The organism is Streptomyces sp. AP-93 (genome assembly GCF_022808175.1).
Taxonomy (GTDB): Bacteria; Actinomycetota; Actinomycetes; order Streptomycetales; family Streptomycetaceae; genus Streptomyces.
Map to the genome: position 1 here is coordinate 1 of NZ_JALGBX010000007.1, position 20,625 is coordinate 20,625.

Consider the following 20,625-nt stretch of genomic DNA (forward strand, 5'->3'; position numbering starts at 1 on the left):
GCCAGAAGCAGCGCGGAGGACGTGCCGGAGATGTCCACCGCCCAGTGGACGTTGTAGGCCAGGGCCAGGATCTCGCCCAGCGCGGTCAGGATCGCCGACTCGTCGTTGTCAATCTTCTTCGACCACAGCGTCGCGCCGGTCTCGTCGACCACCGCTGCCCAGTGGTGGCCCTTGCCGGCGTCGATGCCGGCCCAGACCCGGGCCTGTCGCTCGTTCACTTGCCCCTCCTCGTTCGGCACAGCCTGCCCTTGGCCCGAGGAACACCCCGCTGTCATCTCCGTAATCAGCGACCGAAGCGCACATCTCAATCAGCAGTCAGGGCGCCCCGGAGAGCCGGACGGCCACTCCAGGGAAGCCACTGAAGGCAAGGACCCATAAGCCACATCCGGCCCTCCCGGGCCACCCAACAACTTACGGAGAGCCCATGCCCCGCACCGCCCTGCGCATCTGCCCCCTGTGTGAAGCCACTTGCGGCCTCACGCTCACCATCGAAGGCACCACCGTCACCGGGGCCCGGGGGGACCGCGACGACGTGTTCAGCCGCGGTTTCATCTGCCCCAAGGGTGCCGCCTTCGGTGGCCTCGACGCCGACCCCGACCGGCTGCGGACCCCCCTCGTGCGACGCGACGGCCGCCTCCGCGAGGCCACCTGGGAGAAGGCCTACCAGGCCATCGCCGATGCGGTCCCCGCCCTCGTGCGGGAGTACGGGCCCCAGTCCGTCGGCGTCGTCCTCGGCAATCCCAACGTCCACACCATGGCCGGCCAGCTCTACCCTCCGCTGCTCCTCAAGGCCCTCGGCACCCGCAACCTCTTCACTGCCAGCACCCTCGACCAGATGCCCAAACACGTCTCCAGCGGGCTGCTCTTCGGGGATCCCTTCGCCATCCCCGTCCCGGACCTCGACCGCACGGACTTCCTCCTGCTCCTGGGAGCGAACCCGGTCGAGTCCAACGGCTCCCTGTGCACCGCACCCGACTTCCCCGGCCGGCTCAAGGCGCTGCGCGCACGGGGCGGGACCCTCGTCGTCGTCGACCCGCGCCGCACCCGCACCGCCAAGCTCGCCGACCGCCACCTCGCGCCGCGCCCCGGCAGCGACGCGCTGCTGCTCGCCGCCCTGGCCCACACGCTGCTCGCCGAGGAGCTGACCGATCCGGGCGTGCTCGCGGAACACACGCAGGGAATCGGGGAACTCGCCGAAGCGCTCGGTAGTTTCACTCCTGAGGCCGTTTCTCCCTCCTGCGACCTCACGGCCGAAGAGATCCGCGACCTCGCCCGCGATCTCGCGGCCGCGCCGACCGCCGCCGTCTACGGGCGGATCGGCAGCTGCACCGTCGAGTACGGCACGCTCGCCAGCTGGCTGGTCGACGTGCTGAACATCCTGACCGGCAATCTCGACCGGCCGGGCGGGGCCCTGTTCCCGTTGTCCGCGACCGACCGCGCACCCCGGCCGGCCGGACCCGGCAAGGGCTTCAGCCTCGGGCGCTGGCACAGCCGGGTCAGCGGCCACCCCGAGGCCAAGGCCGAACTGCCCATGGCCGCGCTGGCGGAGGAGATCGAGACCCCGGGGAAGGGGCGGATCCGGGCCCTGGTCTCCATCGCGGCGAACCCCGTGCTGTCCGCCCCCGACGGCCGGCGCCTCGACGCGGCCCTGGCCGGGCTCGACTTCATGGTCAGCATCGATCCCTACCTCAACGAGACGTCACGCCACGCCCATGTCGTCCTGCCTCCCGCGCGGCCCTCGCAGAGCGCCCACTTCGACTTCTCCTTCAACACCTTCGCCATCCGCAACCAGGTCCGCTATTCACCGCCCGCCGTCCCGCTCGAAGACGGGCGCCTGGACGAGTGCGAGATCCACGCCCGTCTCGTACTCGCCGTCTCCGGCATGCACGGAACCGATCCGGTCGCCGTGGACGACCTGGCCATCGGGGCCACCCTCGCCAGGGAGTGCGCCGACCCGGACTCTCCCCTGCGCGGACAGGATCCGGCGCGCCTCGCCGGGCTGCTCGCGGGCGGCAGCGGCCCCGAGCGCCGCCTCGACCTGATGCTCCGGCTCGGCCCCTACGGAGACCGGTTCGGCGCGGCTCCGTCCCTGCCGGGAAGCGCCGCTACGGAGACCAGCGCGGGCCCGCCCGACGGCGCGGCGGTACCGGGCCCGGGCCCCGCCCCCGCCGCTGCCCCTGCCGCCGCTGCCCCTGCCCCCGGCGGCCTCGGGCTGGAGCTGCTGCGCGCGCACCCGCACGGAATCGACCTGGGCCCGCTGCAGTCCCGGCTCCCGGGCCTGCTGAGGACGCGCAGCGGCAGGATCGAGCTCCTGCCGGACCCGATCGCGGCCGAACTCCCCAGGCTGCGCAGGGCACTCGCCGACCGCCCCGCCGCCCTGGTGCTCGTGGGCCGCCGCCACCTGCGGTCCAACAACAGCTGGTTGCACAACGTTCCGGCCCTCACCGGAGGTTCCAACCGCTGCACCCTCCAGGTCCATCCGGACGACGCCGCCCGGCTCGGCCTCACCGACGGGCACCCGGCCCGGATCACCGCCGACGGCGGCAGCCTGGAGGTTCCCGTCGAGGTCACCGACACCGTCCGCGCCGGAGTCGTGAGCCTCCCGCACGGCTGGGGCCACGACCGCCCGGGCACCCGTCTCTCCGTGGCCGCGGCCGTGCCCGGAGCCAACGTCAACCAGCTCCTCGACGGCACCCGGCTCGACCCGCTCTCCGGTACGGCCGTGCTCAACGGCTTCCCCGTCGAACTGACACCCATCCCCTGAGCTGGGGTTTTGCTCGTATTGCTCACGCGTAGACGTCTTGTTGGCCCCCTGAGGAGGCACCTAGGTTCCCCCCATGCTGACCTTCCTCGGCTTCGCCATGATCGCGACCTTCCTGGTCCTGATCATGCTGAAGAAAATGTCGCCCATCGCGGCGCTCGTCCTCATCCCCGCACTCTTCTGCGTGTTCGCCGGACAGGGCGCGCAGCTCGGCGGCTACGTCATCGACGGAGTCGGCAAGCTCGCGCCGACCGCCGCCATGCTGATGTTCGCCATCGTCTACTTCGGCGTGATGATCGACGTCGGCCTCTTCGACCCGATCGTGCGCGGCATCCTGCGCTTCTGCAGGGCCGACCCGATGCGCGTCGTGGTCGGCACCGCCGTCCTCGCCGCCATCGTCTCGCTCGACGGCGACGGCTCGACCACCTTCATGATCACCGTTTCGGCGATGTACCCGCTCTACAAGCGCCTCGGCATGAGCCTGGTGGTGATGACCGGAGTCGCGGCCACCGCCAACGGCGTCATGAACACCCTGCCCTGGGGCGGCCCCACGGCCCGCGCCGCCACCGCGCTCAAGCTCGATGCCGCCGACATCTTCGTACCGATGATCCCCGCGCTCGCGGTGGGCCTGCTCTTCGTCTTCGCCCTGGCCTACGTCCTCGGCCTCAAGGAACGCCGCCGCCTCGGCCTGCTGACCCTCCCTGCCGACACCGAGCGGTCGGCGGACCCGGCCGAGGAACTCCTGGTCGCGGCCGGCAAGGGCCCGGCCGCCGCCGGGAGCACGCGCACCCCCTCCGCCGGCTCCGCCCCGACCGAGGCGTCCAACGGTTCCGAGACGTCCTCCGGCTCCGAGACGTCCACCGGTACCGCCGGCTCCGAGGCGTCCACCGGTGCCGAGGCGTCCACCGGCTCCGAGGCGTCCACCGGCTCCGAGGCGTCCACCCCGTCCATCCCGTCCGCCCGGTCCACGGGACCCACCCCGCCCGCCCCCTCCGAGGACGGCTTCCAGGGCCTCGACCCGCACCGCTCGACGCTGCGTCCCCGCCTCTACTGGTTCAACGCGGGCCTCACCGTCGCCCTGCTCACCGCCATGATCATGGAACTGCTCCCGATCCCGGTGCTCTTCCTCCTCGGGGCCGCCCTCGCCCTCACCGTCAACTTCCCCCACATGCCGGACCAGAAGGCCCGGATCGGCGCCCACGCCGAGAACGTCCTGAACGTCGCCGGAATGGTCTTCGCCGCCGCCGTCTTCACCGGCGTCCTCACCGGTACCGGCATGGTCAAGCACATGGCCGACTGGCTCGTCGGCGCCATCCCCGAGGGCATGGGCCCGCACATGGCCCTGGTCACCGGCCTGCTCAGCCTGCCCCTCACCTACTTCATGTCCAACGACGGCTTCTACTTCGGCGTCCTGCCGGTCCTCGCCGAGGCCGGCGCCGCCCACGGGGTCTCCCCGCTCGAAATCGCCCGCGCCTCCCTGGTCGGGCAGGCCCTGCACATGTCGAGCCCGCTCGTTCCGGCCGTCTACGTCCTCGTCGGCATGGCCAAGGTCGAGTTCGGCGACCACACCCGGTTCACCGTGAAATGGGCGGCCCTGACCTCCCTGGTGGTCCTGGCGGCAGGGATGCTTTTCGGCATCATCTGACCCCGTACGCCCCTGGCGCGCACAAAACTACCGACGCTAGTTTGTAGGGTGGTTGGCGACGTCGGGTCAGATACGGCGACCGCACGTCACGCGTCATCGTTCACAGGTACAGACGTTCAGACGTCCATAGGTCGACAGGTCCACGCGCCCGCGCGTGCTCGGGAGGATTGCCATGAAGGCCCACGACGGGATGTACATCGGCGGCGAGTGGCGGGCGGCCCTCGGCCGCGACCGCATCGAGGTCCTCAACCCGGCCGACGAGCGGCCCATCGCCTCGGTCCCGGCCGGAACGCCCGAGGACGTGGACGCGGCCGTACGCGCGGCCCGCGCGGCCTTCCCGGCCTGGGCGGCCACTGCTCCGGCCGAGCGGGCCGCCCTCATCGGGTCCCTGCGCGACGTGCTGGTCGCCCGCAAGGGGGAGATAGCCGAGACGATCACCGCTGAGCTGGGCTCGCCGCTGGGGTTCTCGGAGATGGTCCACGTCGGGGCGCCGATCGCCGTGGCCTCCTCCTACGCCGAGCTCGGGGCCTCGTACGCCTTCGAGGAGCGGATCGGGAACTCGACCGTACTGCTGGAGCCGGTCGGCGTCGTCGGGGCGATCACCCCCTGGAACTACCCGCTGCACCAGATCGTTGCCAAGGTGGCACCCGCTCTCGCCGCAGGCTGCACCCTCGTCCTCAAGCCCGCTGAGGACACCCCGCTGACCGCACAGCTCTTCGCCGAAGCCGTGCACGAGGCGGGGATCCCCGCCGGGGTCTTCAACCTGGTGACCGGCACCGGCCCGGTCGCCGGCCAGGCCCTGGCCGCGCACGAGGGAGTCGACCTCGTCTCCTTCACCGGATCCACCGCCGTCGGCAAGCAGATCGGCGCCACGGCCGGCGCCGCCGTCAAGCGGGTCGCCCTGGAACTGGGCGGAAAATCGGCCAATGTCATCCTGCCCGGCGCCGACCTCGCCAAGGCCGTCGCCGCGGGCGTGGGTCACGTCATGAACAACTCCGGCCAGAGCTGCAACGCGCTCACCCGCATGCTCGTCCACCGGGACGACTACGAGGAGGCGGTCTCCCTCGCGGCCGCCGCCGCGGGCAAGTACGCCTCCGGCGACCCCCTCGACCCGGGCACCCGCATCGGCCCGGTCGTCAGCGCGAAGCAGCGCGACCGCGTCCGCGGCTTCATCACCAAGGGCGTGGAAGAGGGCGCGCGCCTCGTCGCGGGCGGGCCCGAGGCGCCGCACGCGCAGGGGTACTTCATCGCCCCGACCGTGTTCGCCGACGTCACGCCCGACATGACCATCGCCCAGGAAGAGATCTTCGGCCCGGTGCTGTCGATCCTTTCCTACGGAGACCAGGACGAGGCCCTGGCCATCGCGAACGGCACCGACTACGGGCTGGGCGGGGCGGTCTGGGCGGCTGACGAGGAGACGGCGGTGGCCTTCGCCCGCCTGATGGACACCGGCCAGGTGGACATCAACGGCGGCCGCTTCAACCCGCTCGCGCCCTTCGGCGGGTACAAGAAGTCGGGCGTGGGCCGCGAACTGGGCCCGCACGGCCTCGCCGAGTACCTGCAGACCAAGTCCCTGCAGTTCTAGCCCGGCAGGCCCGCAGCCCGGCAGGCCCGCAGCCCGGCAGCCCGGCAGGCCCGCAGCCCGGCCGGCCCGTCGGTACGTAGCCCCACAGCCCCACGACCCCGCAACCCCGCACACACGGAGACGACGATCATGGTCCGCGCCGCCATCCTGCCCGCCGTCGGAGCCCCCCTGGAGATACGGGACATCGTGCTGCCCGAACCCGGCCCCGGCCAGGTCCGGGTGCGGCTCGCCGCCGCCGGGGTCTGCCACTCCGACCTCTCCCTCACCAACGGCACCATGCGGGTCCCCGTACCCGCCGTCCTCGGCCACGAGGGCGCGGGCACGGTCCTCGCCGTCGGCGAAGGGGTCACCCACGTCGCGCCCGGCGACGGGGTGGTGCTCAACTGGGCCCCGTCCTGCGGGCAGTGCCACCACTGCTCGATCGGCGAGGTATGGCTCTGCGCCAAGGCGCTCACCGGGGTCGGAGCGGTCTACGCCCACGATGCCCGGGGTGTCGAGCTGCACCCCGGGCTGAACGTGGCCGCCTTCGCCGAGGAGACGGTCGTCGCGGCCAACTGCGTCCTGCCCGCCCCCGCCGGGATCCCGCTCCCCGAGGCCGCACTGCTCGGCTGCGCGGTCCTCACCGGCTACGGAGCCGTCCACCACAGCGCCCAGGTACGCCCCGGCGAGTCGGTGGCCGTCTTCGGAGTCGGCGGCGTGGGTCTGGCCGCCCTCCAGGCGGCCCGGATCGCGACGGCCGGCCCGATCGTGGCCGTGGACGTCTCCCCGGACAAGGAGGAACTGGCCCGGGCGGCCGGCGCCACGGAGTTCCTGCTCGCCTCCGAGACCACCGCCAAGGACATCCGCGCCCTCACCGGCGGTCACGGCGCGGACGTGGCCGTCGAGTGCGCCGGCCGGGCCGCGAGCATCCGCGGCGCCTGGGAGTCCACCCGGCGCGGCGGCCGTACGACGGTCGTCGGCATCGGGGGCAAGGAGCAGCAGGTCGCCTTCAACGCCCTGGAGATCTTCCACTTCGCCCGCACCCTCACCGGCTGCGTCTACGGCAACAGCGACCCCGCCCGCGACCTCCCGGTGATCGCCGCCCACGTTCGCGCGGGCCGGCTCGACCTCGGAGCCCTGGTCACCGACCGGATCACCCTCGACGGCATCCCGGCGGCCTTCGACGCGATGCTGGCGGGCAAGGGCGGCCGGTCGCTGGTGATCTTCTAGCGGCCTGCCCGCCCGCCTGCCCGCCCGCCCGTCTGCCTGTCGCCCGTCCGTCCGGGAGGCCCGCGCCCTGCGGGCCTCCTTTCAGGCCGAGTTCGGCCGCGTCCGGCCGAGTTGGGCAGAATCAGGCGGCGTCAGGCAGCGGCAGGCAGCGGCAGGCGGCGTCACGCCGTCTCCCGCAGGGCCGCGTACTGGAGGGCCAGGCCGTCCAGCAGCGCCGCCAGGCCCGTCTCGAAGGCGCCCTCGTCCACCTCGCGCTGGCGCTCCGCCAGCAGGTGGGCCTGGCCCAGGTGCGGGTAGTCCGACGGGTCGTATGCCGTCTCGTCGTCCACGAAACCCCGGGCGAAGGAACCCACCGCCGAGCCGAGGATGAAGTACCGCATCAGCGCCCCGATCCGGGTCGCCTGCGCGGGCGGCCAGCCGGCCGCGGTCATCGCGCCGAAGACGGCGTCGGCCACCCGCAGTCCGGCGGGCCTGCGGCCCGGTCCGCGCGCCAGCACCGGCACGATGTTCGGATGGTCGGACAGCGCGGCCCGGTAGGAGTGTGCCCAGTCGCGCAGCGCGACCTGCCACTCCCGGCCGTCCCCCGCCGCGAACATCGACAGGTCGACCCGCGCGCTCACCGCGTCCGCGACCGCGTCCAGGATCTCGTCCTTCGTGCGGAAGTGGTTGTACAGCGAAGGCCCGCTGACCCCCAGCGCCGCCGCCAGCCGCCGCGTCGAGACGGCCTCCAGCCCCTCGCCGTCCACCAGCGCGCCCGCCGCCTCGACGATGAGCGATCTGCTGAGGAGGGGCTTGCGCGGTCTGGCCATGCGCCACATAGTAAGGCCTGCCGGATTTAAACTAGCGGTGGTAGTTAGCGCCCGACGTACCCGCTCACGCCCCCGCCGCCGCCCCCCGCCCGATCCCGCCCCGCCCGATCCCACCCCGCCCGGAGGTGCCCGGTGAATCTGGAACTCAGCGAGGAGCAGTCCGCCGTCCGCGATCTCGCCCGCGCGTTCACCGAGCGCGAGATCGCTCCGTACGCCGCCGAGTGGGACCGCGCCGAGAGCGTGGACCGGGCCGTCGTGAAGAAGCTCGGCTCCGTCGGCTTCCTCGGCCTGACCGTCCCCGAGGAGTACGGCGGCTCCGGCGGAGACCACCTCTCCTACGTCCTGGTCACCGAGGAACTCGGCCGCGGGGACTCCGCCGTGCGCGGCATCGTCTCCGTCTCCCTGGGCCTGGTCGCCAAGACCGTCGCCGCCTGGGGGAGCGAGGAGCAGAAGCGCGCCTGGCTGCCCCGCCTGTGCTCCGGCGAGGCCCTCGGCTGCTTCGGGCTCACCGAGCCCGGCACCGGCTCCGACGCCGCCGCCCTCACCACCCGCGCCCGGCGCGAGGGTGACGCGTACGTGATCAGCGGCAGCAAGATGTTCATCACCAACGGCACCTGGGCCGACGTGGTCCTGCTCTTCGCCCGCACGAACGAGGAGCCCGGCCACCGCGGAATCTCCGCGTTCCTCGTGCCCGCCGACGCCCCGGGCCTGACCCGCCGCGAGATCCACGGCAAGCTGGGCCTGCGCGGCCAGGCCACCGCCGAACTCGCCCTCGACGGCGTGCGCGTGCCCGCCTCCGCGATGCTCGGCCCCGAGGGGAAGGGCTTCTCCGTCGCCATGTCGGCCCTCGCCAAGGGCCGGATGTCCGTCGCCGCGGGCTGTGTCGGCATCGCCCAGGCCGCGCTGGACGCGGCCGTCTCCTACGCGGCCGAGCGCGAGCAGTTCGGCAAGCCGATCGCCCACCATCAGCTGGTCCAGGAGCTGATCGCCGACATCTCCGTCGACGTGGACGCGGCCCGGCTGCTGACCTGGCGGGTCGCCGATCTGATCGACCGCGGACTTCCCTTCGCCACCGAGTCCTCCACCGCCAAGCTCTTCGCCTCCGAGGCGGCCGTCCGCGCCGCGAGCAACGCCCTCCAGGTGCACGGCGGTTACGGCTACATCGACGAGTACCCGGCCGGCAAGCTGCTGCGCGACGCCCGCGTGATGACCCTGTACGAGGGCACCAGCCAGATCCAGAAGCTGCTCATCGGCCGTGCCCGTACAGGGGTTTCGGCATTCTGAGTACGTACGTGAGTACGCGCACGGATGTGCGGGCGCCCGGCCCGCCCGAAGCTGGACCCATGAACGAGACACAGGTCAAGCAGCAGAACACGGGGGCCTATTACGGCCAGGCCGTCGCCTCCTTCGGTGTCGCCATCGGCGCGGTCTCCCTGGGGATCTACAACATGGAGGCCGACGGCTGGGTCCGCGCCTTCCTCGGCATCGCGGTCCTCTACCTCACCACCTCGGCCTTCACCCTCGCCAAGGTGATCCGTGACCGCCAGGAGGTCACCCAGATCGTCAGCCGGGTCGACCAGGCCCGGATGGAGAAGATCATGACGAGCTACGACCCCTTCGCCACCCCGAAGCAGCCCGCCCCCCAGGATCGCTAAGCGCTTGCTCACCCTCCGGTAGGCTGTTCATTCCTACAAGTCGAAGAGGGTGAGCGAGCGATGGACAGCGTGGAGGAGATCGGCGGCTACCGGCCGTGGTCGGAGGTCACTCCCGACGCCGCGCGGCGGCTGCTCGTCGCCGCCGTGGAGGCCTTCGCGGAGCGCGGGTACCACGCCACCACCACGCGGGACATCGCGGGGCGGGCCGGCATGAGCCCGGCCGCGCTTTACATCCACTACAAGACCAAGGAAGAGCTGCTCCACCGGATCAGCCGGATCGGCCACGACAAGGCCCTGGAGATCCTGGACACCGCCGCCTCCGGCCCCGGCAGTGCCGCCGAGCGGCTCGACGCGGCCGTACGGTCCTTCGTGCGGTGGCACGCGGCGCATCACACCACCGCGCGCGTGGTCCAGTACGAGCTCGATGCTCTCGCTCCGGAGCACCGCTCCGACATCGTGGCCCTGCGCCGGCGGAGCGACGCGGCCATCCGCCGCATCCTCGCCGACGGCGTCGCGGCCGGGGAGTTCTTCGTCCCGGACGTCCCCGGTACCACGCTCGCCGTCCTGTCGCTCTGCATCGACGTGGCTCGCTGGTTCAGTGCGGACGGCCGCCGCACGCCCGACGAGGTCGGCGCGCTCTACGCCGGCCTCGTGCTCCGCATGGTGGGCGCGAGCCCCGACGAGGCCGCCGCCGCGCGAGCGGCGGGCGCCGCGCCTCGGAAGTAGTTCAGAAGTAGTAGCGGGACACCGACTCCGCCACGCACACGGGCTTCTCGCCGCCCTCGCGCTCGACGGTCACGGTGGCGGACACCTGGACGCCGCCGCCTGCCTCCACGACCTCGGTGATCAGCGCGGTCGCGCGCAGCCGCGACCCGACCGGCACCGGCGCCGGGAAACGCACCTTGTCGACCCCGTAGTTGATGCCCATCCGCATGCCCTCGACCCGCATGATCTGCGGCACCAGGCTCGGCAGCAGCGACAGCGTGAGGTATCCGTGCGCGATCGTGGAACCGAAGGGTCCGGACGCCGCCCGCTCCGGGTCCACGTGGATCCACTGGTGGTCCCCGGTGGCGTCCGCGAAGAGGTCGATCCGCTTCTGGTCCACCTCCAGCCAGTTGCTCGGGCCGAGCGGTGCGCCGATCCCGGCGGTGAGCTCCTCGGCGGACGTGAAGATCCTCGGCTCGGACATACCCGTACCTCTCCCTGGCGAATAAGCGCTTGCTCAGCATGCTGGCGCCGCCATGGATCTGTCAACGACTGTCAACAGCTGCCGGCGACTGCCGGCGACTGCCGGCGACTGCCAACGAACGCCGACGACGTGCCCGCCTCCGAATCCCGGCCCCGCCGATTACCCTCGGTGGTGTGCCGCAGATTCCCGAGAAGGTCCATGAGCTCACCGTCGGCCAGCTGTCCGCCCGCAGCGGCGCGGCCGTCTCCGCACTCCACTTCTACGAGGCCAAGGGCCTGATCAGCAGCCGCCGCACCTCCGGCAACCAGCGCCGCTACACCCGCGACGCGCTGCGCCGCGTGGCGTTCGTGCGGGCCGCCCAGCGCGTCGGCATCCCGCTCGCCAGCATTCGCGACGCACTGGCCCAACTCCCCGAAGGCCGCACCCCCAACCGCGAGGACTGGGCCCGGCTTTCCGAGAGCTGGCGTGCCGAGCTCGATCACCGCATAGCCCAACTCGGGCGCCTGCGCGATCATTTGACCGACTGCATCGGCTGCGGATGCCTCTCCCTGGAGAACTGCGCGCTCTCCAACCCGGACGACGTCTTCGGCGAACGCCTCACCGGTTCCCGGCTGTGACCTCCCGCGCGCGGGCCGCCGCCGCGACCAGTTCGGCGTTCGACCGCGCGGCCCGCCCGTCCGGCAGGTGCAGCACGTCTCCTACGCCGATCCGCGCCCCGGTGCCATACCGCGCGGCCAGCCGCAGCGCCGGCCAGGCCGCCGCCTCCCGCCCGAACAGCAGCACCGGCACCGGCGGCAGCCGGCGCAGCAGCTCGGCGACCGGCCCCGGGTCGGCGGAGCCCAGCTCGGCCACCAGCCGGACCCGCGCGGGGTCCCGTACCGGCCAGGCGAGAAACCGCGCAAGCGGCCCCGCCGCCCCGCCTACCCGAACCGCCCCGCCTACCGGGACTGCCCCGCCGACCGGGAGCGCCCCGCCTACCGGGAGCGCCCCGCCGACCGGGACTGCCCCGCCTACCGGGACTGCCCCGCCGACCGGGACTGCCCCGCCGACCGGGAGCGCCCCGCCGACCGGGAGCGCCCCGCCGACCGGGAGCGCCCCGCCCACCGGGACCGCCCCACCCACCCGGAGCGCCCCGCCGACCGGGACCGCCCCGCCCACCGGGACCTCCGCGTCCACCGCCGGCCCGCGCTCCAGCAGCGCCTCGGCGAGCTCCCGCGCTCCCGGCTCCGCGAACCGCACCACCGCCCGGTCGGGCAGCACCGTCCAGCTCCGCACCCGCGCCAGCCGCCCCGCGTGATCCGGCTCGGCCCCCGCGCCCACGGCCACGGAGACCGCCACCCCGCCGCCGGGCCCGGGACCGCCCCTGCCCCCGCCCCCGAGGCCCGCGTCGCGCAGGGCCTCCAGCAGCGGCCCGACCACCCGGGGCGAGAGGCTCTCGCGCCCGCACGGGGTGCGCGGATGGACCAGCACCTCCCGGGCCCCGGCGGCCACCGCCGCCAGTGCGGCGTCCACCAGGTCCTCGGGGCTCATCGGGACGGCCACGCCGTCGGCGGCGCCCCGGGAACCGTTCAGCGACACCACCAGAGTCGGCTCCACGCCGCCCCCGCTCACGCCGCCCCCGCCAGATCGGCCCCCTGCAGCGCCGTGTCCGCGAGCGCCGGTCTCGGCACCACGATTCCGCAGCCCGCGCACACCGGCCCGTCCCACGCCCACCCGGCGCCGCCCGAGGCCCCGGCGGGCCCGCCACCGGTCGCACCAGTCCCACCAGCCCCACCGGCCCCGTCCGCCCGGCGGCCCGGCCCCACGGCCGAAGCCCGGGCCGCCGCCGCGGCCGCCGGCGCCGGCCAGTGCAGCTCCCGGGCCCCGCACACCGGACACCCCGTCCCCGGCTCCGACTCCAGCGCCTCCACCAGCCGTCTGAGCACCTCGCCCAGCGCCCCCTGCGGCCGCACGCCCGGATCGGCGCACCGCACCACCGCGTCCCCGCTGCCGCTCCACGCCCACTCGGGCCGGCGCAGCCCGTCGTGCTTCTCGCGCCGCCGGCGCTCCGCGAACTGCCGTTCGTACTCCAGCCAGACCGCCCGCGCCTCCTCCAGCTCCTCCAGCGCGGCCACCAGCCGCGACGGGTCCGCCGCCCGGTCCTCGGGGCCGATGCCGTGCCGGTCGCACAGGTGCCACCAGGTCGCGCGGTGCCCGTACGGGGCGAACCGCTCCAGGCAGCGGCGCAGAGAATGGCGCCGCAGGGCCCTGTCGTTGCGTGCGTCGCGCACCTGATGGGCCAGACTCCGGAATCCCGCCATCACACCTTCACCTCCGCCGAGCGCCCAGCACCGGGCGCCGTGCCCGCCGCGCTGTGTTCCCCACAGGACCGGCGCCGTGTGCCCAACATGCCCGGCCCGGTGCGGGCGCATGCGGGGGCGGTCGAGGCGTGCGGGTGGCACATGGCCGGAACTCAGCGCCCCATGCGCCCCGCGACCACCACCAGCCGGGCCAGCTCCTCGTGGCAGATGTCGCTGTGCGCCCCCGAGGGGGCCCCGCCGCGCCGGACCACGGAGCCCGCGTCCACGCTCACGCAGCCCGCGGCGGGCAGGCCGCCCCGCAGCGCCGCGTCCAGCGTCAGCCGCGGGGTTCCCGGTACCCCCTGTACCCCGTCGTGCCCGATCGCGCCCCACCGCTCGTCGAAACCCAGCAGACCGGCCGAATCGCCGGCCATTCGGGAGGCCAGCGGATAGAACACCTTGAGGGAGGAGTCGTAGGGGGAGTGGCAGGCCGTCAGCGGCCCGTCGATCCTGCCCTGCAGTCCGCGCAGGGCGCCCCCGCGTCCCCGGTCGTGCGGCAGGCTGTCGGCGAACGCGTAGTGGGAGAAGGCCCCTTGGAGGATGGTCAGGGACTTCACGTTCCGCGCCCCGGACGGCAGCCCGCGCAGTGCGAAGGAGACCACCCGGCCGCCGAAGCTGTGCCCGATGAGGTGCACCCGCAGGGCCGGGCGGCGGCCGGCCAGCTCCGCCAGCAGCGGCCCGAGGCCGTGCTCGCCGACCACCCCGGCCCTCGCCTTCATCTGGTAGTACGTGGCCTGGCGCAGTACCTCCTTGGCGCCGTTCCACAGCGTCCGCATCCCGCCGCCGGCCGAGAAGCCGTGACCGGGGGAGTCCCCGGCGCCCGGCCGCTCCCCGGGGAACGTGGCGCCCGCCTCGGCCAGGGCCTCGGTGAACTCCCGGCACACCCGCAGGACGTCCCCGCTGAGGAAGTCCGGCACCTCGCGCGGGGCGAAGGCGGCCGCCAGATCGTCCCCGGTGCCCACCCCGTCCACCCCGGCCAGCTCCCGTACGAGCGCGCCGAACTCGGTGAAGTCCCCCTCCCGCGTGGGCCGTTCCTCGAGCAGCTCGGCGATCCGGTCCAGCTCCGCCGCCCGGCCCGGCCAGAAGGCGCCGAGGGCCTGCCGGGTGGCCGGATCCAGGGCCGTTCCGTGGCCCGGCTCCCCCGCACCCCCGACGCCCCCCGCGCCCGCGCCCGCACCCGCGCCCACGGTCCCTGCTCCGCCCAGCGCGACGCCACGCGCGTCGAAGTCGGGTATCGGCTCGTCCGAGAACCGGATCGAGGGCCACACCACCCCCACGTACCCCAGCCGCACCCCGGTCCCCACCAGATCCGCGAAGGGGGCGTAGAACCGGTCGAAGAGCCGGATCGCGGTGGACCGGTCGGAATTCCATCCGTGGGCGAAGACCAGCAGGTCCGTGGCCTCGATCCCGAAGACCGCCTCCCGCGCCCCCGGGCCCGCGTCGCCCTGCGCGTCGAAGGTCAGCTCCACGTACGGCCGGGCCCCGATCCCCACCGCCGTTCCCGTCGCTGCCGCAGGCACCGCCCCGCCGATGTGCACCATGACGCCCCCCTCCACGCCGTGTCTCCCTGCCCGCAGCATCCTGCGGAACAGGCCGCCCGGCCAGCCCCTGTGCACCAGCCGGTTCACGGGTACAGCAGGTACTCCTCCCGTACCGCCGCGAACCCCGCCAGGCCCGCCGCCCAGTCGCCCGCGATCTCTTCCACACCCGCCCCCGCGTCGACCATCCGCCGGACCCGGTCCGAGCCCGTCAGCCGGTCGATCCACTGGTCGGAGCGCCATGCGAAGCCGCTCCACACCCGCCGCGCGGTGACCAGCAGCCCGATCCCGGCCCGTACGGGATCGAAGGCCTCCCGGTCGTGGACGAGCAGCCGGACCCCGCCGCAGGTCTTGCCGGCGTGCTTGGAGAAGGACGGCGTGAAATAGGCCTCCCGGAACCACACCCCGGGCAGCTCCAGCGCGTTCGCCGCCTGTGCCCACCGCCGGTCCACCCCCTCCGCGCCGACCAGCTCGAAGGGGGTGGTGGTGCCGCGCCCCTCCGACAGGTTCGTCCCCTCGAACAGGCAGGTCCCGGCGTACGCCAGGGCCGTGCCGGGCGTCGGCATGTTCGGGCTCGGCGGCACCCAGGGCAGCCCGGTCTCCTCGAAGAAGGACTCCCGCCGCCACCCGGCCATCCGCACCACCTCCAGCCGCGGCGCGGAGCCGGCTCCGCGCAGGAACTCGCCCGCGAAGAGCCCGGCCAGCTCGCCCGCCGTCATCCCGTGCGCCAGCGCGATCGGCTCCCGGCCCACGAAGCTCGCGTACGGGCGCTGCAGGACGGGCCCGGCCGCCCGCCGGGCGCCGACCGGGTTGGGGCGGTCCAGCACCACCACCGCCTTGCCGGCGAGCGCGGCCGCGCGCATGCAGTCGTAGAGGGTCCAGATGTAGGTGTAGAAGCGGGCGCCGACGTCCTGGATGTCGAAGACGACGGTGTCGACGCCGGCCGCCGTGAAGACGTCGGCGAGCCGCTGCCCGCTCTTGTCGTACGTGTCGTACACGGGCAGCCCGGTCGCCGGATCCCGTCCAGCCCCCTCCGAACCGCCCGCCTGGGCCGTGCCCCGGAAGCCGTGCTCGGGGCCGAACACCGCGACCAGGTCCACGCGTCGGTCCGCGTGCAGTACGTCGACCAGGTGGCGGGCGTCAGCGGTGATCCCCGTCGGGTTGGTGACCACCCCGACCCGCTGCCCGGCCAGTACGGCGTACCCGTCCGCGGCGAGCCGCTCGAACCCGGTCCGCACCCGCCCGGCGGACACGCCCACCGCCTGCGTCCCCGGGGCTCCCGTCCCCGGGGCTCCCGCCCTCGCGGTTCCCGCCCCCGGGGCTCCCGCCCCCGGGGCTCCCGCCCCGGAGGCACCCACCTCCGCGGCCCCCACCCCAGAGGCTCCCACCCCCGAGGCTCCCACCCCCAGGGCGCCCGCGGCGCCCGCCGCCCCGGCCAGACCCAGCAACCCGCGTCGCGACAGCGTCATCGCGCCAAAGTAGGGCTCCGCACCCTTCCACCCGGACATACCGACTGGTTAGTCTGCCCGTGATCCGGCAGGCGGCGCAGCCCCACGGGGCGCCGAGGCACCCAAGGCACCACCACACGAAGGGCGGACCCGTGAACGCGTTCCAGGACCAGCGAGTCGTCGTCACCGGCGCGGGCGGCGGCATCGGAGCCGCCCTCGCCCACCGCTTCGCCGCCGAGGGGGCGACCGTCGCGGTCAACGACCTCGACCCCGCCAAGGCCGCCTCCGTCGCGGACGCGATCGGCGCCCGCGCCGTCGCGGTGCCCGGCGACGCCTCGGCCGTGGCCACGGACGCGCGCGAGGCGCTCGGCGGCGCCGTGGACGTCTACTGCGCCAACGCGGGCCTCGCCTCCGGCGGCGACGCCTTCGCCGACGAGGCCGTCTGGGAGGCGGCCTGGGACACCAACGTCATGGCCCACGTCCGCGCCGCCCGGCTGCTGCTGCCCGACTGGCTGGAGCGCGGGAGCGGCCGCTTCGTGTCCACGGTCTCGGCCGCCGGGCTGCTGACCATGATCGGAGCGGCCCCGTACAGTGTCACCAAGCACGGCGCGCTCGCCTTCGCGGAATGGCTCTCGCTGACCTACCGCCACCGCGGGCTGCAGGTCCACGCCATCTGTCCGCAGGGGGTGCGGACCGACATGCTCACCGCCGCCGGATCGGCGGGCGAGCTGGTCCTCGCGCCGACCGCGATCGAGCCGGAAGCGGTCGCGGACGCACTGTTCGACGGCATGGAGAAGGGCCGGTTCTTGATCCTCCCGCACCCCGAGGTCGCGGACTTCTACGCGTCCCGCGCCACCGACCCGGACCGCTGGCTGAGCGGCATGAACCACCTCCAGCGCAAGTGGGAGACCCGGTGACCGCAGACACGACGCCCCCGGCCCCGCCGCAGTCCGCGCCGCCGGCCTCCCGCTACGCCGCCAAGCCCTGGCTCGGCCTGCTCGCCCCGGTCCAGCGGGCCCCGATCGCGCCCCCGCCCAGCGTGCTGCACGCCTTCCGCGCCGCCGTCGCCCGCGCCCCCGGCCGCACCGCGCTCGCCTACTTCGACGGCCGCCTCACCTACTCCGAGGCCGACGCGCTCTCCGACTCCCTCGCCGGACACCTCGCCGCCCACGGCATCCGCCGCGGGGACCGGGTCGCGGTCATGCTCCAGAACACCCCGCACTTCGTGCTCGCCGTCCTGGCCGCCTGGAAGGCCGGGGCGGTCGTGGTCCCGCTCAACCCCATGTACAAGTCAGGCGAAGTCGGCCACATCCTGCGCGACTCCGGGGCCACCGCCCTGGTCTGCGAGGCCCGCGCCTGGTCCGCGTACCTGCGCGGGGCCGCGCGGGAGACCGCCGTGCGCACCGTCCTGACCGCCTGCGACCTGGACTTCCAGACCCGCGACGACGTACGGGTCCTCGCGCCGGGCCGCCCGGAACAGGCGGCCGACGCCGCCGATCTCCACGCCGTGGCCCGCCGGGGCCACCCCGCCCCGCCCGACCCGGAGCTCACGGCCGCCGACACCGCCCTCATCAGCTACACCTCCGGCACCAGCGGCACCCCCAAGGGCGCCATGAACCCCCACGGCGCGCTCACCCACAACGCCGTGCGCCAGGTGACCGGCCACCCCCTCCCCGAAGGCGCCGGCTACTTCGCGCTCGCCCCGCTCTTCCACATCACCGGCATGGTGTGCGAGCTCGCCGCCTGCTTCACCAACGCCGGCACCCTGGTCCTCGCGCACCGCTTCGACGCCGGAGCCGTCCTCGACGCCTTCCTCGAACACCGCCCCGCCTACACCGTGGGCCCGGCCACCGCCTTCATGGCGCTCGCCGCCCACCCCGGGGCCACCCCGGACCACTTCACCTCGTTCCAGGTCGTCTCCTCCGGCGGCGCCCCGCTGCCACCCGCCCTGGTCGAACGCCTGCGCGCCGCCTACGGCTTCTACCTGCGCAACGGCTACGGCCTCACCGAGTGCACCGCCCCCTGCGCCTCCGTGCCCGTGCACCGCGAAGCCCCCGTCGACCCGGCCTCGGGCACCCTCTCCGTGGGCGTGCCCGGCGCCGACACCCTCGTACGGATCCTCGACGAGAGCGGCGCCGAGGTCCCCTTCGGGGAGACCGGGGAGATAGCCGTACGCGGACCCCAGGTCGTACCCGGCTACTGGGGCCTGCCCGCCGACACCGCCAAGGCCTTCCCGGACGGCGAACTGCGCACCGGAGACGTCGGGTTCATGGATCCCGAGGGCTGGCTCTACGTGGTCGACCGCAAGAAGGACATGATCAACGCCTCCGGCTTCAAGGTCTGGCCGCGCGAGGTGGAGGACGTGCTCTACACCCACCCCGCCGTGCGCGAGGCGGCCGTCGTCGGCATCCCCGACCCCTACCGCGGGGAGAGCGTGAAGGCCTACGTCAGCCTGCGCCCCGGGGCCGCGGCCGACCCGGCCGAACTGTCCGCGTACTGCGCCGAGCGCCTCGCCGCGTACAAATACCCGCGCCGGGTGGAGATCCTGCCTGTCCTTCCGAAGACGACCAGTGGCAAGATCCTGCGACGGGAACTGCGGACACGCGACCACGGCTGAAAACGGCCGCACCGCGTCCGCGGCGAGCCGCACACGCGAGGAACACGAAAGGGAGGCGACAGCCATGGCCGCCAGGACCACGACGGAGACCGTCGGGGCGCACGAGGCCCCGGTACCGCGCCGGCTGCTCGCCGTCGCGACCAGGCTGTTCGCCGAGCGGGGCTATGAGCGGACCTCGGTCCAGGAGATCGTCGAGGCGGCCGGAGTCACCAAGGGCGCGCTCTACCACTACTTCGGATCCAAGGACGATCTGCTGCACGAGGTGTACGCGCGCATGCTGCGGCTCCAGCAGCAGCGGCTCGACGCGGTGGCCGGATCCGACGCGCCGGTGGAGGAGCGGCTGCGCGCCGCGGCCGCCGACGTGGTGGTCACCACGATCGAGAACCTGGACGACGCGGCGATCTTCTTCCGCTCCATGCACCAACTGAGCCCGGAGAAGTCCAAGCAGGTCAGGGCGGAGCGCCGGCGCTACCACGAGCGCTTCCGCGCCCTGGTCGAGGAGGGGCAGAGCACCGGGGTGTTCTCTAACGCCACCCCGGCCGACCTGGTGGTGGACTACCACTTCGGCTCCGTCCACCACCTGTCGACCTGGTACCGCGAGGACGGCCCGCTCACGCCGCAGCAGGTAGCCGACCACCTCGCGGACCTGCTGATGCGGGCGCTGCGCCCTTAGCGGGCACGGGCCGGACCGCGGTTGCGAGCGCGGTGTCGAGCGCGGGGTAGTCGGTGTAGCCCTCCGGCCCGGACACGTACATCAGGAACTCCGGCCGGAGCTCGTTGAGCTGGGCGCCGGTGCGCAGCCGCTCCACGAAGTCGGGGTTGGCGAGGAAGCCCCGCCCGAGCGCGACCAGGTCGGCGCCGCCGGCCAGCAGCGCCTCGCCGCGCGGCCTGCCGCCGTCGGAGGCGACCTCCTCGTGGGACAGCCGGGGGTTGGCGATCAGGGTGCCGGGCCAGGCCGCGCGGATCTTCCGGAAGAGGGGCTGGTCCGGGTCGGCGTGGACCAGGTGCAGGTAGACCGGCCCGACCTCCGCCAGGGCCTCGACCAGCGCCGGGTAGATCTCCTCGGTGTCGCCCTCCTCGACGCCGTTGACGTCGACTCCGGGGGAGATCCGTACGCCGACCCGCTCGGGGCCGATCGCCTCGGCGACGGCCCGTACCACCTCGGTGGTGAACCGGATCCGGCCCGCCACCGGCCCGCCCCACCCATCCGTGCGCCGGTTGGTGTTCCGCGCCAGGAACTGGTGGAGCAGGTGGCCGTTGGCGGAGTGCACCTCCACCCCGGCGAAGCCCGCCTCGACGGCATTGCGGGCGGCGTTCGCGAAGTCCGCGATGGTCGCCGCGATGTCCTCGGGCGTCATCTCCCGCGGGTCGACGGCCTCCCGGAGCCCGCCGGGGGTCTGCAGCGGTTCCGGGAAGCGCACCGCCGAGGGGGCGAGCGGGACGTGCCCGCTGGTGTCGGGGTGACCGACCCGGCCGCCGTGCTGCAGCTGGAGGAACATCCGCCCGCCGGCGGCGTGCACGGCGTCGGTGACGCGGCGCCAGCCGGCGATCTGGGCCGCGCTGTGGATGCCGGGGATGTTCGGGTAGGTCTGCCCGACGGCGCTCGGGGTGGTGCCCTCGGCGATGATCAGACCGGCCGAGGCGCGCTGGGCGTAGTAGGCGGCCATGAGGGTCCCGGGGACGCCGTCGGCCCCTGCCCGGTTGCGGGTCAGCGGCGCCATGACCAGGCGGCTGGGGAGCTCCAGGCCGCCGAGGCGGGCGGATTCGAAGAGAGGGGATGCGGTGGGTGCGGTGGGGGCCTGCTGTGTCTGCGTCATGCCGGTACCGTAA

The 20,625-nt window shown here is 73.9% G+C and carries 19 protein-coding genes; 11 read left to right on the plus strand and 8 right to left on the minus strand.

Translation table 11 applies throughout. The features are described from left to right. Window positions 1-218, minus strand: a 218-nt coding sequence (locus MTF69_RS13375) for an IS110 family transposase (RefSeq protein ID WP_243333883.1), incomplete at its 3' end; no start/stop codon positions are given. Window positions 219-424: 206 nt separating this feature from the next. On the opposite strand from MTF69_RS13375, the gene MTF69_RS13380 reads away from it, so the two are divergent. The 4 genes from MTF69_RS13380 to MTF69_RS13395 all read left to right on the plus strand — a co-directional run bounded on the left by MTF69_RS13380 (window position 425) and on the right by MTF69_RS13395 (window position 7,200). Continuing rightward, window positions 425-2,764 (plus strand): molybdopterin oxidoreductase family protein, encoded by a 2,340-nt coding sequence (locus tag MTF69_RS13380; RefSeq protein WP_243333885.1) that lies wholly within the window; start codon window positions 425-427, stop codon window positions 2,762-2,764. 73 nt (window positions 2,765-2,837) lie between these two features. Continuing rightward, on the plus strand, window positions 2,838-4,406 hold the full coding sequence (locus tag MTF69_RS13385; protein WP_243333887.1) for a CitMHS family transporter: 1,569 nt from the start codon (window positions 2,838-2,840) through the stop codon (window positions 4,404-4,406). Window positions 4,407-4,578: 172 nt separating this feature from the next. Further along, window positions 4,579-5,991, plus strand: a complete 1,413-nt coding sequence (locus tag MTF69_RS13390; RefSeq protein ID WP_243333889.1) for an aldehyde dehydrogenase family protein — start codon at window positions 4,579-4,581, stop codon at window positions 5,989-5,991. A 129-nt stretch (window positions 5,992-6,120) separates the two neighbouring features. Further along, window positions 6,121-7,200: a Zn-dependent alcohol dehydrogenase gene (locus MTF69_RS13395; protein ID WP_243333892.1), complete on the plus strand. Its 1,080-nt coding sequence runs from the start codon at window positions 6,121-6,123 to the stop codon at window positions 7,198-7,200. Between the two features lie 161 nt (window positions 7,201-7,361). On the opposite strand, the gene MTF69_RS13400 is transcribed toward MTF69_RS13395, so the two are convergent. Continuing rightward, window positions 7,362-8,009, minus strand: coding sequence for a TetR/AcrR family transcriptional regulator (locus MTF69_RS13400; RefSeq protein WP_243333894.1), 648 nt, complete (start codon window positions 8,007-8,009; stop codon window positions 7,362-7,364). 132 nt (window positions 8,010-8,141) lie between these two features. On the opposite strand from MTF69_RS13400, the gene MTF69_RS13405 reads away from it, so the two are divergent. Genes MTF69_RS13405 through MTF69_RS13415 form a run of 3 tightly spaced genes read left to right on the plus strand, consistent with a single transcriptional unit; the run spans window position 8,142 to window position 10,390 of the window. After that, complete coding sequence (locus MTF69_RS13405; protein ID WP_243333897.1) at window positions 8,142-9,293, plus strand: acyl-CoA dehydrogenase family protein; 1,152 nt, start codon at window positions 8,142-8,144, stop codon at window positions 9,291-9,293. Between the two features lie 59 nt (window positions 9,294-9,352). Continuing rightward, window positions 9,353-9,664: a YiaA/YiaB family inner membrane protein gene (locus MTF69_RS13410; RefSeq protein ID WP_243333905.1), complete on the plus strand. Its 312-nt coding sequence runs from the start codon at window positions 9,353-9,355 to the stop codon at window positions 9,662-9,664. A 60-nt stretch (window positions 9,665-9,724) separates the two neighbouring features. Next, window positions 9,725-10,390 (plus strand): TetR/AcrR family transcriptional regulator, encoded by a 666-nt coding sequence (locus MTF69_RS13415; protein ID WP_243333907.1) that lies wholly within the window; start codon window positions 9,725-9,727, stop codon window positions 10,388-10,390. Between the two features lies 1 nt (window position 10,391). Here the strand turns inward: MTF69_RS13415 and MTF69_RS13420 are convergent, their stop codons facing one another. Further along, entirely contained in the window at window positions 10,392-10,853 is a 462-nt protein-coding gene (locus MTF69_RS13420; RefSeq protein ID WP_243333910.1) for a MaoC family dehydratase, read from the minus strand. A gap of 173 nt (window positions 10,854-11,026) precedes the next feature. Between MTF69_RS13420 and soxR the strand changes: the two genes are divergently transcribed. Beyond that, complete coding sequence (gene soxR, locus MTF69_RS13425; RefSeq protein ID WP_243333912.1) at window positions 11,027-11,470, plus strand: redox-sensitive transcriptional activator SoxR; 444 nt, start codon at window positions 11,027-11,029, stop codon at window positions 11,468-11,470. Here soxR and MTF69_RS13430 read toward each other — a convergent pair. The 4 genes from MTF69_RS13430 to MTF69_RS13445 form a co-directional block, all read right to left on the minus strand. Continuing rightward, window positions 11,451-12,449 carry a 3-keto-5-aminohexanoate cleavage protein gene (locus tag MTF69_RS13430; protein WP_243333921.1) on the minus strand — a complete coding sequence of 333 codons (999 nt, stop codon included), beginning with the start codon at window positions 12,447-12,449 and terminating at the stop codon, window positions 11,451-11,453. The two genes, soxR and MTF69_RS13430, sit on opposite strands and share 20 nt — an antisense overlap. 11 nt (window positions 12,450-12,460) lie before the next feature. After that, entirely contained in the window at window positions 12,461-13,153 is a 693-nt protein-coding gene (locus MTF69_RS13435; RefSeq protein ID WP_243333923.1) for a hypothetical protein, read from the minus strand. Window positions 13,154-13,305: 152 nt separating this feature from the next. Continuing rightward, the gene (locus MTF69_RS13440; RefSeq protein WP_243333925.1) at window positions 13,306-14,748 is read right to left on the minus strand and encodes a serine-threonine protein kinase; all 1,443 of its coding nucleotides are present in this window, start codon (window positions 14,746-14,748) and stop codon (window positions 13,306-13,308) included. A 68-nt stretch (window positions 14,749-14,816) separates the two neighbouring features. Continuing rightward, window positions 14,817-16,199, minus strand: coding sequence for an exo-beta-N-acetylmuramidase NamZ domain-containing protein (locus tag MTF69_RS13445; RefSeq protein WP_243333927.1), 1,383 nt, complete (start codon window positions 16,197-16,199; stop codon window positions 14,817-14,819). A 131-nt stretch (window positions 16,200-16,330) separates the two neighbouring features. Here MTF69_RS13445 and MTF69_RS13450 point away from each other — a divergent pair, with 131 nt between their 5' ends. The 3 genes from MTF69_RS13450 (at window position 16,331) to MTF69_RS13460 (ending at window position 19,468) form a co-directional block, all read left to right on the plus strand. Beyond that, a complete protein-coding gene (locus tag MTF69_RS13450) occupies window positions 16,331-17,095 on the plus strand; it encodes an SDR family oxidoreductase (protein WP_243333929.1) in 765 nt (254 codons plus the stop codon). Next, entirely contained in the window at window positions 17,092-18,795 is a 1,704-nt protein-coding gene (locus MTF69_RS13455; RefSeq protein WP_243333930.1) for a class I adenylate-forming enzyme family protein, read from the plus strand. Before MTF69_RS13450 ends, MTF69_RS13455 begins: the two co-directional genes overlap by 4 nt. 64 nt (window positions 18,796-18,859) lie before the next feature. Continuing rightward, complete coding sequence (locus MTF69_RS13460) at window positions 18,860-19,468, plus strand: TetR/AcrR family transcriptional regulator (protein ID WP_243333932.1); 609 nt, start codon at window positions 18,860-18,862, stop codon at window positions 19,466-19,468. On the opposite strand, the gene MTF69_RS13465 is transcribed toward MTF69_RS13460, so the two are convergent. Next, complete coding sequence (locus MTF69_RS13465) at window positions 19,407-20,612, minus strand: alkene reductase (RefSeq protein WP_243333942.1); 1,206 nt, start codon at window positions 20,610-20,612, stop codon at window positions 19,407-19,409. The genes MTF69_RS13460 and MTF69_RS13465 overlap by 62 nt on opposite strands. Between the last annotated feature and the right edge of the window lie 13 nt (window positions 20,613-20,625).

Coding starts and splice junctions, on each gene's coding strand:
- MTF69_RS13380 (WP_243333885.1), top strand. CDS start 425: ATGCCCCGCACCGCCCTGCGCATCTGCCCCCTGTGTGAAGCCACTTGC.
- MTF69_RS13385 (WP_243333887.1), top strand. CDS start 2,838: ATGCTGACCTTCCTCGGCTTCGCCATGATCGCGACCTTCCTGGTCCTG.
- MTF69_RS13390 (WP_243333889.1), top strand. CDS start 4,579: ATGAAGGCCCACGACGGGATGTACATCGGCGGCGAGTGGCGGGCGGCC.
- MTF69_RS13395 (WP_243333892.1), top strand. CDS start 6,121: ATGGTCCGCGCCGCCATCCTGCCCGCCGTCGGAGCCCCCCTGGAGATA.
- MTF69_RS13400 (WP_243333894.1), bottom strand. CDS start 8,009: ATGGCCAGACCGCGCAAGCCCCTCCTCAGCAGATCGCTCATCGTCGAG.
- MTF69_RS13410 (WP_243333905.1), top strand. CDS start 9,353: ATGAACGAGACACAGGTCAAGCAGCAGAACACGGGGGCCTATTACGGC.
- MTF69_RS13415 (WP_243333907.1), top strand. CDS start 9,725: ATGGACAGCGTGGAGGAGATCGGCGGCTACCGGCCGTGGTCGGAGGTC.
- MTF69_RS13420 (WP_243333910.1), bottom strand. CDS start 10,853: ATGTCCGAGCCGAGGATCTTCACGTCCGCCGAGGAGCTCACCGCCGGG.
- MTF69_RS13435 (WP_243333923.1), bottom strand. CDS start 13,153: ATGGCGGGATTCCGGAGTCTGGCCCATCAGGTGCGCGACGCACGCAAC.
- MTF69_RS13445 (WP_243333927.1), bottom strand. CDS start 16,199: ATGACGCTGTCGCGACGCGGGTTGCTGGGTCTGGCCGGGGCGGCGGGC.
- MTF69_RS13460 (WP_243333932.1), top strand. CDS start 18,860: ATGGCCGCCAGGACCACGACGGAGACCGTCGGGGCGCACGAGGCCCCG.
- MTF69_RS13465 (WP_243333942.1), bottom strand. CDS start 20,612: ATGACGCAGACACAGCAGGCCCCCACCGCACCCACCGCATCCCCTCTC.